Annotated in this window: 11 protein-coding genes; 2 read left to right on the forward strand and 9 right to left on the reverse strand. The window is 33.0% G+C overall.

All coding sequences use genetic code 11. The features are described 5' to 3' along the window. Nucleotides 1–4: 4 nt before the first annotated feature. From ACVC08_RS11295 to kynU, 4 genes are read right to left on the reverse strand one after another with little or no spacing between them, the layout of a single operon-like run. On the reverse strand, nt 5–481 hold the full coding sequence (locus tag ACVC08_RS11295; RefSeq protein ID WP_452599363.1) for a DUF5063 domain-containing protein: 477 nt from the start codon (nt 479–481) through the stop codon (nt 5–7). Beyond that, nucleotides 481–885: a RidA family protein gene (locus ACVC08_RS11300; protein WP_452602102.1), complete on the reverse strand. Its 405-nt coding sequence runs from the start codon at nt 883–885 to the stop codon at nt 481–483. Before ACVC08_RS11300 ends, ACVC08_RS11295 begins: the two co-directional genes overlap by 1 nt. A gap of 4 nt (nt 886–889) precedes the next feature. Beyond that, entirely contained in the window at nt 890–2,287 is a 1,398-nt protein-coding gene (locus tag ACVC08_RS11305) for an FAD-dependent oxidoreductase (RefSeq protein ID WP_452602103.1), read from the reverse strand. Continuing rightward, nucleotides 2,280–3,545 (reverse strand): kynureninase, encoded by a 1,266-nt coding sequence (kynU, locus tag ACVC08_RS11310; protein WP_452602104.1) that lies wholly within the window; start codon nt 3,543–3,545, stop codon nt 2,280–2,282. Before kynU ends, ACVC08_RS11305 begins: the two co-directional genes overlap by 8 nt. A 168-nt stretch (nt 3,546–3,713) precedes the next feature. Here kynU and ACVC08_RS11315 point away from each other — a divergent pair, with 168 nt between their 5' ends. Then, nucleotides 3,714–4,484 (forward strand): IclR family transcriptional regulator, encoded by a 771-nt coding sequence (locus ACVC08_RS11315; RefSeq protein ID WP_452602105.1) that lies wholly within the window; start codon nt 3,714–3,716, stop codon nt 4,482–4,484. 153 nt (nt 4,485–4,637) lie between these two features. Here ACVC08_RS11315 and ACVC08_RS11320 read toward each other — a convergent pair whose 3' ends face one another. Next, nucleotides 4,638–5,486 carry an ATP-grasp domain-containing protein gene (locus ACVC08_RS11320; RefSeq protein ID WP_452602106.1) on the reverse strand — a complete coding sequence of 283 codons (849 nt, stop codon included), beginning with the start codon at nt 5,484–5,486 and terminating at the stop codon, nt 4,638–4,640. Between the two features lie 8 nt (nt 5,487–5,494). After that, entirely contained in the window at nt 5,495–6,163 is a 669-nt protein-coding gene (locus ACVC08_RS11325) for a hypothetical protein (RefSeq protein WP_452602107.1), read from the reverse strand. Between the two features lie 62 nt (nt 6,164–6,225). Between ACVC08_RS11325 and ACVC08_RS11330 the strand changes: the two genes are divergently transcribed. After that, nucleotides 6,226–7,026, forward strand: a complete 801-nt coding sequence (locus ACVC08_RS11330; protein WP_452602108.1) for a class I SAM-dependent methyltransferase — start codon at nt 6,226–6,228, stop codon at nt 7,024–7,026. Here the strand turns inward: ACVC08_RS11330 and ACVC08_RS11335 are convergent. The 3 genes from ACVC08_RS11335 to msrA form a co-directional block, all read right to left on the reverse strand. Beyond that, nucleotides 7,023–8,594, reverse strand: coding sequence for a T9SS type A sorting domain-containing protein (locus tag ACVC08_RS11335; RefSeq protein WP_452602109.1), 1,572 nt, complete (start codon nt 8,592–8,594; stop codon nt 7,023–7,025). The two genes, ACVC08_RS11330 and ACVC08_RS11335, sit on opposite strands and share 4 nt — an antisense overlap. Nucleotides 8,595–8,701: 107 nt before the next feature. After that, a complete protein-coding gene (locus ACVC08_RS11340) occupies nt 8,702–12,592 on the reverse strand; it encodes a LamG-like jellyroll fold domain-containing protein (RefSeq protein ID WP_452602110.1) in 3,891 nt (1,296 codons plus the stop codon). Nucleotides 12,593–12,816: 224 nt separating this feature from the next. Further along, nucleotides 12,817–13,473 carry a peptide-methionine (S)-S-oxide reductase MsrA gene (msrA, locus tag ACVC08_RS11345; RefSeq protein WP_452602111.1) on the reverse strand — a complete coding sequence of 219 codons (657 nt, stop codon included), beginning with the start codon at nt 13,471–13,473 and terminating at the stop codon, nt 12,817–12,819. Between the last annotated feature and the right edge of the window lie 196 nt (nt 13,474–13,669).

Genomic DNA, 13,669 nt, shown 5'->3' on the forward strand with positions numbered 1-13,669 from the left:
TTTTTTATTCTTCTAAGTCTTTTAAATATTTCAATAGGTTTACTAAATGTTCTTCAGAATGGTTTTTCATTAAAAACATAAAAGACCAATTAGCATTTTCTTTTGAGTAATTTTCATATCTCCATTTAACTTCTAATAAGTCTTTTAATATGTCACAGATATCATCAATTGGATCACCTAAAGCCAAGTTTACATATGGTTCGCTTTCTCCTTTTTTGTAAACTACATCATGGCTATCTAATACTAGATTATAATAACCAAGTTTAGGGAAGTTTTCTATAACATTTTCTTTTACTTCATCATAGCTTAAACTATAACTTTCTTTATAGTTAGTATCATTATCTAATTTTTCAATAGTTAAAAACTTTGCGTAAATTGAAACTAATAATTGTTTTAAATCCTTAATTTTATTTTCAGATTTTACATCTGGATTTATAGCAAATTCTGTTACTTTTTCAATTAACTTAATAGTTTCTTTCATTACAGTTTTTTATAAGCCATCACCTTTATTTCCACTACCAAATCTGGGTGTGGTAATTGGTGTACAGCTACTGTTGTACGAGTTGGTCCTGTTTCTTTTTTAAAAAACTCAGCATAAGCTTTATTATAACCAGCAAAGTCATTCATGTTTACCAAAAACGAAGTAACATCTACAACGTCTTTTAAACTTGCACCTTCTTTTGCTAAGTTACGCTCTATGTTTTTAATGACTTCTTGAGTTTGTACATAGGCGTCTAAACGTTTTGTTCCCATTTCGTCTATAACTTCTACGCCAGCTATAGTATTGTCTGGTCTACGAGAACTAGTTCCCGATACAAAAATAAAATCGCCTACACGTTTTACATGTGGGTAAGCGCCTCTTGGTGTTACTTTTTTCTCTTCCATGTCTTTATTTTAATCCTGCAATTTTATCTTCTTCAAGAATATTATTTGTTTCTTCTTGTACTTTTTTTAGTACTTCTTTTAAATCGTCATTGTCATGCAACTCATTATCGGTAATCATATTTAAAATGGCTTTGTCTTGTGCTCTTCCTTTTTTCATGGCTTCATTATAAGGAATATCTTCATTAAAGGTAACCATAGAATATTTAGAGAAATAAGCTTCTGGAAAGTTTTTTTCTAAAGCCATTTCTATAGAACGCTTTTCTTTAAATATAGGATTCGCGACATGATCTCTCATTTCGTAATAATTGTCTATGGCTAAATCTGCAATAGCATCTGTATCTGCTTTTCTAGAACTTTCATAAACTTTAAAAATGGTTTCCCAATCACCTTCATGTTGTTCTAAAATAGCATCAAAAACAGTAACATCTTCAAAGGAAGCGTTCATGCCTTGTCCGTAAAAAGGTACTATGGCATGGGCAGCATCTCCCATTAAAACGGTCTTGTTTTTGTAGTGCCATGGTGAGCACTTTACTGTTCCTAATGCGCCTGTTGGGTTGTTTGCAAATTCTTCTGCTATGTTTGGTATTAATGCTAGTGCATCTGGAAATTGCGCTTCAAAAAATGCTTTAATATCTTTTTCGGTTTCTAAATTTTTAAAGTTATATTTTCCTTCTTCGTAACTTAAAAATAGGGTAACGGTAAAACTCCCATCAAGGTTTGGTAAGGCAATTAACATATAATTCCCTCTTGGCCAAATATGCAAGTAGTCCTTACTTATTTGGTGTTCTCCATTTTTAGATGCTGGTATTTCTAACTCCTTGTAACCATGGGTTAAATAGTTTTGCGAATAGCTAAATAAGAATTTACGTTCTAAATAGTAGCTTTTACGTAAGGAAGACCCTGCACCGTCTGTTCCGAAGATGACATCTGCAGAGACTTTAAAATCGGCTTTGGTTTTATAATCGTAAAATGATGCTTCGTTATTTTCTATATCAACGCCATTACATTTTTTATTAAAATGAATGGTAAGATTATCGTAAGCATCTGCTTCAGTTAATAGTAAGCCATTAAGTTCGCCTCTAGAGATAGAGTTAATGTATTCTCCATCTCTTCCAGAATAGTTAGAGGGGAAGGTGTTACCTTCTACATCATGTATTAAGCGCCCATACATTGGGATGCATAGTGGCTTTACTTTGTTTTCTACTCCTGCTAAACGCATAGCTTTTAATCCACGATCTGATAACGCTAAATTTATAGAACGACCAGCAGAAATATCCGTGGTTCTTAAATCTGGTCTACTTTCGTATACGTTTACAGTATAGCCTCTTTGCGCTAGACGTAATGCTAATAAAGATCCGCATAATCCAGCACCTATTATAAGTATGTTGTCTTTTTTAGGCATTTAATAAGGTTTTTAATTTTTCTACCATGTTAAATACATCCTCGAACGAGTTGTATAATGGCACAGGAGCGCAACGTATTACGTCTGGTTCTCTCCAATCGCTAATTACGCCTGCTTCTGTTAATTTATTGTGTAATGCTCTATCAGCATTTTTAACTTGTATAGACAATTGGCAACCGCGCTCGTCTGGGTTGCTTGGTGTTATTATTTTTATATCTGAATTGTTTAATTCATTAATTAAATATTCAAAATACCCAGTTAGCTTTTTAGATTTGGCAATTAATTTATCCATGCCAACTTCGTTAAACATATCGGCAGAGGCTTTTATTGCTGCCATAGATAATATTGGAGGGTTAGAGAGTTGCCAGCCTTCTGCTCCTGGTAAAACATCAAACTCACCACGCATGTTAAAACGCGTGTTTTTATTGTGGCTCCACCAACCTGCAAAACGATTTAAGTTTTTATCGTGTGCATGACGTTCGTGAACAAAGCATCCTGATAAACTTCCTGGTCCAGAATTCATGTATTTATATGTACACCAAACTGCGAAATCTGCTCCTGAATTATGTAAATCTAAATTTACATTTCCTGCGCCGTGTGCACAATCGAAACCTACAACACAGCCATTTTTATGACCTAGTTCTGTAATGCGTTTTAAATTGAAAAACTGTCCTGTGTAATAGTTTACACCACCAATCATAATTAAAGCAATTTCGTCTCCGTGTGTTTCCATTATGGCTTCTAGATCCTCATAGCGTGCTAATTCTTCTCCTTCTCTGGCTTTCCATAATATAACACCTTCTTTATCATCATAGCCATGATGACGTAATTGTGATTCTACTGCATATTTATCACTAGGGAAAGCATCTGCTTCTATTAAAATTTTATAACGTTTTGGCGTTGGTTTATAGAAACTAACCATCATAAAGTGTAGGTTAGCCGTTAGGGTATTCATTACGACGACTTCTATTGGCTTCGCTCCAACAACTTTAGCCATGCTTTCTGTAAGAAATTCATGGTATGGTAACCATGGGTTTTTAGCTTCTGTATGGCCTTCAACTCCAAGATTAGCCCAATCTTCTAGTTCTTGATTTATATACTCTTTGGTAGATTTTGGCTGTAAACCAAGCGAATTTCCGCATAAATAAATTAATTCGTTTCCGTTTTTATCTTTTGGGATGTGGAATTGCTGTCTGTAGTGAGCTAATTCGTCTTGTTGGTCTTGTGCTTTGGCGTAACTTAAGGTGGCTTTATTCATTTTTAGTAAAATAAAATAGTCGTTTTATTTGAATTTATTCAAAAGTGTTTCATATATTGAAACGCTGTTTCAAAAATACGTAATATTTTTGAATAATAAAATGAGAGCGGAAAGTTTAATGAAGATTTGTTCTTTCTTAAAAACTCATTTTAAAACGATTATAGAGTTATGAGTAACGATACTAAAGATTTAAATTTATCGGTTGTAAAGGCGTTTACGCTTTTAGATGCTTTTATAGGCGACCAAAAAGAATGGGGTGTAAGAGAGTTAGCAAAAAAAACGGGTTATAATAAAAGTACTACTTATCGTTTATTAAGTACTTTAGAGGCCTTAGGTGCTTTGCAGAAAAATGATGATGATAAGTATTTATTGGGGTTAAAGTTATTTGAGTTAGGCAACCTAGTCTCTATACATAAATCGTTACGGAAGCATTCTAGAATTCCATTGGAGCAAATTGCAAGAGAAATTAAAGAAACGGTACATTTTGGAGTGCTGGATAAAAACCAAGTATTGTATTTAAATAAAACCGAAAGTCCACAGGGGTTAAAGGTTAGTACTCAAATAGGGTCTTACCAAAAGGCATATTGCACTGCTATAGGTAAGGTGTTGTTAGCGTTCTCTCCAGAAAAAAAGCTTAACTATTATTTAGATGTTGTTTCTTTAGAAGCTTGTACTGAGCACACTATTACCGAGAAAGGTTTATTATTAACAGAATTGACTAAAATAAAAGAGCAAGGCTACGCTTTAGATATGGAAGAGCTGGAGTTGGGGCTTATTTGTATTGCTATTCCTGTATTTAATAAACAACAAGAAATTATTGCTAGTATTAGTGTCTCAGGGCCTTCTAGTCGTTTTAAGTTGGAGAAGATTGATGATTATTTAGCAATTATTAGAAAAGGTGCTGAAGGAATAGAGGAACGGATCAGTCATGGGGTGTAAGTTGTAAGTTAAGAATAGGTTGTTCATAAATAGAAGTCCTTTTAATATATTTTTAAAATTACTCTAAGTCGCTTTATCTGCATCTGTTTTTGGATGTAACCTTGAATATCATCTGTATAAGAAATTATTGCTTCTAAAAAATCTTCTAGAAATTCAATTTGTGTCACATTGTTTTTCTATTTTAATAATGTTTCTCCATAATTCCATAGGATTAACTCCACAATATCCACTTTCTTGAGCATCATTACATTCAATAATAATCCATTGGTTATCTATTGTTAGGGCGAGATCTATTGCTAAAAAAGGAGCATCTATTAACTGTGGAGCTTCTTGGGCAACTTTTATGGCGGTTTCTGCTTCTGCATCACTCCAATTGTAATCTAGGTATTGAGACCAGTAATGTCCAGACCCTACGAGTCTTTTTTTCCACCAAAATGTTCTAAACTCATAAGAGAGTTGAACTTTACCTTCAACATTATGATTTATTGGTTTAAGCTTAACAAACTTCCTAATAACAACTTTTTGCCAATGTAAAATGGAGTTTTCTCTATAGGCTTCTTTGATTTCTAGAAATTCCTCTTTTGTTTTAGCTACAGATAATTTATAATTATGTTTAGAGGTTTGTCTGTTTCCTTTTATAAATACAGGAAAATTAAAATCTTTATTAAACGTTTCAAGGCTAGGAAAATTTTGATAGACTTTACTTTTGGGAGTTAGTTTATTAATGATAGGGTACCAGTGTTCTAACTCACTGGCAAGCAAATGCTGTTTTGGGGTATGTATTAGTTTGTAACCATAATTCAAAAAAGAACTATAAATTGCATTGTAATTACTAATGGCTCCAATTCTAGCAAAAATATCTACAGTATTTTCAATTCTTGGTCGATTAATTTTGAATAGAGGTTCAAATTTAAAATCGTAAGCTGGGATGTTTACTGTTTTATTAGCAATCCATATGGTAGATTCTGTATTAAAGAAATCTATAGTTTTTAATTCTTTCATTAAATAATTTACTCTAGTTTTATAATGATATCACTAAAATTTAAATTCCAATCACTATCTGCTTTTTTATGGTCTAAGGCTATTTTTATACCATTAAAATCTTTGTAGTTTTCAAAGGTGTTTGTTATTGACGCTTCAGTTGTATTGCCTTCTCTAAATACCCATTCTTTTATAATATAATTATCGTCATAAAATATATCGTAAGCATCTCCTGATGTATAGCCACCTGTATTTGTATAGGTTAATGTTACTTTGTTTAGTGGGGCTTTGCTAATTGGCGCTTCTGCTTTAATTGGCTCGCTTAGGGTAGCTGTAGTATCCCAAACCAATTGAAAAGGAAACAATGCCCAGTACTTATCGTTAATAAACCGTTGGTCTGTTTTTATGTTCGTGCTATCTATTTTAGTGGTATAATAAGTAATAGTGTCTTTTTGGGTTAACATGGTTACCGCATTAGTTTTTGGATTCCATTTCCAAGAGCGTTGATAGTGCTTATCGTTATTATCTATATTAAAAGTAAATTGAATTTCGGAAACCTTATTCCAGTTTTTAAAACCATGTGCATTTGCAATATTTTCTGCTAGCGTTAATGGTTTTTCTGAAGTTGTTTGTTCTTGTTTGTTTTCAGACTTACAAGACGCTAAAGTAAGTAGTGAAATAATAAGAAAACGATACATATTTTTAAGGTTTTTTTCAAAGCTATGAAATATTGACTAGTTTTGAGAAAAGCTATTAAACTATGAATGATAATTTAGACTATTTTAACGCAAATAAAGCCACTTGGAATGATAAAGTAAAAGTACATGCTAAAAGTGATATGTACGATATGAAAGCTTTTAAAGCAGGGAAATCTTCGTTAATGCCTTATGAGCTCAATGCTTTGGGAGATGTTAGTGGAAAAACACTATTGCATTTACAGTGTCATTTTGGTCAAGATACTTTAAGTTGGAGTAGGAAAGGCGCTAAGTGTATAGGTGTAGATTTAAGTGATGAGGGTGTAAAATTAGCTAGAAAGTTGAATGAAGAATTGAATCTAGATGCGGAGTTTGTTTGTTGTAATGTGTTGGAGACTTCTAAACATGTAAAAGAAACGTTCGATATTGTATTTACTAGTTATGGTGTTATTGGTTGGTTACCAGATTTAAAACCATGGGGACAAATGATTGCCGAGCGTTTAAATAAAGGAGGAACGTTTTATATTGTTGAGTTTCATCCTATTGTTTGGATGTTTGATTATTTGGAAGAAAAGCCAGTTATGAAATATGGCTATATGCAGGATGAGGTTATTTATGAAGAGTACGAAGGAACTTATGCTGACGTGGATTCTAAAATGATAACCAAAGAGTATGGTTGGAATCATGGTTTGAGCGAAGTAATAAATGCATTAACGGCAGCTGGGTTAAAAATAGAATACTTAAATGAATACGACGAAGCGCCATATAATGTATTACCCGACTTGGTAGAAACCAAATCGGGCAATTATGCAACAAAGGATAAATTATATCCTCTTATTTTTGAGCTTAAGGCAACTAAGCTTTAATTTTTTACTATTAGTTTAGAGTTTATTAATTTGTCTTTAATAAAAAAGGACAGGAGGTAAGTGCCTTTTTCTAACCTAGATAAATCTATAGAGGCACTTTTAGTGTTTAGCTCTGTTTTATTTATTTCTTGACCTAAAAGCGTATAGATTTTTATCTTAGAAATTATAGCATTAGACGAATAGTTTACAATACCATTTGTTGGATTTGGATGTAACTTAAATGTAACACGATTAAAAGATGTTACGCTTAATGTGGTATTTGTAATTTCTATATTTTGTGTTGTTTTATAGTAGTTGCATGTTCCAGTTTCATATGTAATAATATAATCTCCAGGAGTAGATGCTGAGACATCTATAATACCCGTTGTCATATCTATTACTAGACCAGATGTGCTTGAAAAAAGGCCTCCAGAAGCTCCTTGAATTGTAGGGGAAGGATCAGGATCTAATATATCATAAGTGGCAGAAGGATAGCTAAATTTAGCAAAGTCATTATAGTGAATGTCTATAAAGTTTAATATTCCAGCGGCATAATCTTTTGCAAAAGGAACTAAAGTTTGTGGTCTCGTGTCGTAAACAACTCCGTTGTAAGTTCCTAAGTCTCTTACGCGTCTATTAACTTCTGTCATTATACCATCTATTGTTCCTCCTCCTCCTAAGCCGTCGCTTGCTCCAGAGCCAGAACCGTGTCTTTTATTGTTATAAAAATCCCCATCAAAATAGGCATTCGAAAAAGGCCGAGTGTCATCACAACTTGAGTTCCCATAATCCGAATTACTTGGAATGGCCCTATAGCCTGTAGTTCCATTTCGTGTGCATCCTGGATAATTTTGATTAGCATAAAAATCACTATTTGGATGGTAGTCGGCGTTTTGAAATAATTCTCCTAAGCTGTTAATACCTCTAATTAATTCTTCATGAGATAGGTTGGTAATATTATTAGATTCAAGGTTTTTAATCGTTGAATTAGTTATAATTGCTGCCGTGTTTAAGTTTGAAGAGTTTAATTGCGAAGCAGTAATATTATATCCTATTTCTATTCTTGGGATAGAATGACTTTGACCATGTAAATCTATATACAATCCTTTACCCCAATTAGTTTCAACTGCTGTGCTTGCTTGATCTATAAAGCTATGCCATGCATTCCAGTGGTCTAAAGCATCAGGATCTCCACATGTAGCTTCATTTTGTTCTCTGTTTGGATCTAGTTTTGAGCGATGTAAATTATTTATAATAACATGTGCATAGCATCCTGTAAGATTAAATATCTCTGTTTGGATTTCTCTTATTAATATATCTGTATTATCGTCTCTTTCATTAGTGCCACAATTTCTATCATTTAAACTACTGTCGTTATCAGGATAAAAAACACCGCCTACGGTTGCTCCAGATTGTTTTACTCCTCCATGTGGCGCAGAGATTATAATAGGGAGGTTTCCTGGGATATATTCTATATACTCTCTTGTGTCTCCTGAAAATTGTTCGTAGAATATAGATACTCCAGGGGTTTGAGCATATAATGAAATTTGGAATAATATAAAAAGGATAATGAGTAAGCTCTTTTTCATTTAATGTAATTATTGATTGTATAGAAGTTTTAAAGATACTTTTTATTTGATGATGAATTAATTTTATGTTTTGATCTGGTTTTATTAAAATGTAGGCCTAAAGAATGCTAATTGATAATTACTTTCTTAGCTAGAGCGGCTCCGTTTTCTAGCTCTAGATTTATAATATATACACCTGAACTTAGTTTGGCTGTAGTTAAACCTTGGTTTAATTGTTGGCTGTTTAATTTTCTGTACTCTACCACATTTTGACCTAGTATATTAACTATATGTAATTTTTTTACATTTTCGTTAAGCCCTTTAATATAGAGTTTGTCTTCTGTATTGTTTATATATACAAGTATAGAATCTAAATTGTGCTCTAGGGTTGATAGTGTTTCTTCTGCTTTAAACACTAGTTTAAATCGTGTTGTGTTTTCTTCTGTTAGTGCTGTAAAACTATAATCTCCAGTTCTTAAATTATGGTATATGTTTTCTTGAACATCCCATAAATAAATCTCTTGAGATTGATCTATGTTTTCAGTGTCTATCATACTAATTGTGTAACTTAAATTAGCATCGCTGTTTAAGGCTAAATCTATTTCTTTATCGTCATGAATTGGTGAAAATGCTTGAATAGCATATTTTTTGCCCTCTAGAATTGTTGCTAAATCACTTTCATTAAAGTTATCGATATTTGCATCGTAACCATAATCAAAATCATCAGAGGTACTGTCACTAAATCCTAATACAAGTTCTCTACTTAGATCGTTAGAAGTGTTAAACTGCAAGCGTATTTTTTGAAAAGTAATTGCTTCATTTACAATAGAATTGGCATTGCTTTTAAAGAATACAGATCCATTATTATATGTTCCATCTGCATCAGATTCTTTTATAAATATGCGTTGAGAGTTTTTAAACTTAAGCGTTCCACTATTCTCAATTTCTGTAAAAAAGCCTTGACCAACTGGAATATATCTTGTAGGTGTTTTTGTTCCATCTTGAGAACCGGTATCTCCTCCAAGGTTCCCCAGTATTTGATATGCTCTTACTCCTGCTAATTTATTTACAATGGCATAGCCTCCTTGATACTCTACTGTAACATGGCTTTCTCCTGCCCATTGTTCCCATAGATAGATTTCACCGCCAATAATAGAGGCATTGTCATCTATAAATTCATGTACATCTATAGCAGATGGATACGGATTTCCTAATAAAAAACTTGTTTTAGATACTCCAGGTACAGAACCAGAACCACCAGTATCCGTAGCAGTAATATTTATATCTCCATTATTTGGTTTTCCTTCAAATATGTATTGGCCACTTTGCCCTGATCCTTTTTGAGAGTAACCAATTCCTGAAGAGATAATAGATGCTTGATCAAGGTGATCCCAATCGTAATATGTAACTCCATTTTCGAATGTATAGGTCCAAGCAGTACTTATAGAAGCAGGTGTTGTTACTGATGGGGTATGGCTTGTTGTAAATTGAATATGGCCATTTGTGTCTTTTAACATATTTAAGCTAAAACCAGTATTGTTTGCTGTTGTGTTTATAGTGCTCACTGGAGCACTCCAATAGTTGTATCTGTAAACATTACTTTGACCTTCTTGACGCCTTAATATTTTTCCAGAACTTGATGTTGTTAGTTCGCTATTTGTAGTTTGGACTAATTGAGATTCTCCTTGTAAATCAATGATACCATTAAGGTCTAAATACCATGTATTAATTAATGGGTTATCATTATTTATAGTTAGTGTTTTGTCGTTGTCTATTATTAACCCCAAATGCTTGTGAGAGTTATTTGTATTAACATCATTTTTAATGTTAACAATACTCCAATCTTTATTAGAGATAACATCTTCTATATCCCAAACATCACCGTGTAGCCAAGTAGATTCATTAGTCCAGTCGCCATCTGTATTGGTTTCGTATGGCATTGGAGCAGTTTGATCCTGTAGTGTTGTAATATTACGTAGTAATAGAGTATTTGTATGCATCGAATGATCTTCTATCTCGCTATTTACAATATTTGTCATAGGAAAGTAAGCTAGTAAATTAGTCCATGCTATTTTTTGATTTGTAACCGCGTCAATAATATCTCTATCTATTACAGTTCCTTTAATAAAACTTGAGTTTTGCTCAATTTCTTGATATATAATACGTTGTATTTGATCTTCAGTTAAAGCTTCTCCAAATATTCTTAATTCATCTATTTCTCCATCAAAATACTGTTTGTTTATTGCTGTATTTGAATAACGACCAACTTCAAATTTTCCGTTCCAAGCTGCTGTATTTGAAATAACTTCTCCAATTTGACTAGAATTAGTATTCGTATCAATTAACTGTCCATCTATATAGATAGTTTGTGTTCCAGTTGTTGTGGAAAACGTCCCTGTTATATGGTGCCATTCGTTGTAATTAATATCTCCTCCGTCAGATATACTTGTAATATTAGCAGAAGTATGAGTTCCAAACAATAATTTATTTCCATCTTGCACATATAACCTACAGGCTAAATCTTCTCCAGCAATAGTGTTATTTGGTACGCCAGCATTAGCAGGGTCTATTTTAATCCATGCCATAATAGTAAGTTCTCCTAATCCATTTAGGATGCTATTTCCTGTTAAATAATCATCAACACCATCAAAATCTAATGAAGCTTCGTATTTATGAGTCCCTAAATCATCTCTATAATCTAAATCACCTCCATAGGTTAAGTCTGCATCTGTATCTGGTAAAATACTTAAATCTGTTGGGTCATCTATTTCATCGTTTGAATCGTATGGATCATTTATATTAGAGTTTTCAAAATTATCGTCTAGTCCATCGTTATCTGTGTCATTGTTGCTAGAAATATTAGTCATTCCATTTTCTTCAATATCAGGAGTCCCATCATTGTCAGAGTCTAAGTCTAAATAATCATAGGTTAAGTCTCCATCTGTATCTTCTGGAGTAATTCCAGTTCCGTAGTTGTTCCATAATCCTATATAAGGACCAGTAGTGTTTACTGTGCCACTTGGATATATGTAACCTGCTGTTGGTTGTCCTTCTATATTATCAGGAATTCCATCTTCGTCTACATCAATATCTATTTGAGCTTTACATAGAAAACTATAAGCAAATGTGTCTAAACCATGTGGATCATGTGTTGCAGTTGCTAAGTTCCCTGAAATGACGATGTGTTTAATTGATACCACACTAACGGGTTCGTTAGTAGCAAAGCCTACAGTAGTTTCTATATTCTGACCAAAGCCTAAAGCTCCCTTAAATATACCATCTGCATCATATAAGTCAACATTACCAATAGCATCACTACCTAAATAAGCATCACTAAAGTAAGCGACTAATTCTCCATCTGCATAAACTTCGTAATTGATAACGGCTCCATCATCATTTGTATCGTATGCATCAACAAAATCAAAGCTAAAAGAAGCTACTGGTTCAGTAAAATTGATATTAACGGTATAATAATCACCTGTTTGATTTCCAACTTCTGGGTATACATAAACAGCAGACCCAGCATTTCCTGAGATGAAAGACCCAGCAGTTGTAGCTCTAAATTCATCTACTTCATACGAGCGATATATGTAATTATCTTCAAAATCTAAAGTGCCATTACTAAATGTTCCTATACTTTCAGAACCAGAACCATCTACTGTTGAGCTTGCAGGAAAAAGATAATCATTAGTCCCATTTAAAACGGTTAAAGCTTGCCCTCTATTAAATATTTCTTGTTCGAAACCAGATTCTTGATAGCCTAAACCTGTAGTGTTATTTCCTATAGCAAAGACATCAAATTTATCTTTAGACCAACTTATGGCATCTCCGTGTGGTGTTGTGGCTCCAGTAATTGCTGGGCATTCTGTTGTGTCTAAGAGTCCATCATTATCATCATCTACATCTAACCTGTTTATAACACTGTCATTATCAGTATCTATTTCTTGAGAAAAACTATTAGCAGAAATAAAAGAAAGAATGAAATATAAAAATATAACGTTTAAATTGGGAGCTTTCATATACTTATATATTAATTAGAGTTTGAAATTGTCGTCAAATAAATTCGATGACAAAGATAATTCTTACGAAATATAATCTAGTAATAAGAATGTATAATCAGCAATAAATTCGATGAGACACTTTTTTTAACTGTTAAAGGGGGTGTTTTTTTAGGTGATTTTAATGTCAATAAGAAAAAAATAAGACTAAGAGGAGTTTTAGAATGCTATAAAAAAGCATTAGCTTAATGCTTATTCTTTTTTAATACTTCAGGCATTTTTGCTTGAAAACGTTTTAGTCTAGGGATAGAAACGCTACGTATGTACCCTTGATTAGGATGTAGTCTTTCGTAGTTTTGATGGTAATCTTCGCCGACCCAAAATTTTTGAAAAGGATAGACTTCGGCCGCAATTGTTTTGCCTAGTTTTTCTGCTAAAGCAGCTTTCTTTTCTTCTATAATTTTCTTTTGTTCATCATTTTGAAAAAAGATAATAGATCTATATTGCGATCCTCTGTCTGGGCCTTGTCCGTTAACTTGTGTTGGGTTTTGCGATGCAAAATAAACATCTACTAGAGTTGCAAAGCTTACTATGTTTGGATCGTAAATAACTTCTACAGCTTCGGCATGCTCTGTTCTTCCTGTATTGCTTGCTTCGTATGTGGGGTTTTTGGTGTGTCCGCCAGAGTAACCACTAATAGATTCTTTAACACCATTAACACTTTCGTAGATGGCTTCTACACACCAAAAACAACCGCTGGCAAAATAGGCTTTAGCTAATCCGTTTTCTAAAGGAACTTCAACTGGTGTTGCATTTTTTACTTGTTCTTGTTTAGGGTTTTGTGCTGTATTTTGGCAACTAAATAATAAAAGAATGATTATTGCTGGAATTATTTTTTTCATCTTTTTAAGTGTTTTTATTGGTCTGTATTTTTTGCCATAGTTTATCTTGTTTTATCGCAAGGTTTGTTTTGGCAGATTTATATTATAATTAAATAGTGTTTATGTATTGGTCGGGGATAAACGTAAAAACTTAAATGCTGAGAGGTTAAAATTATATTAAATAAAAAAGCCTTTACAAATTTGTAAAGGCTTTTAG

This window comes from Pontimicrobium sp. MEBiC06410 (assembly GCF_053601615.1).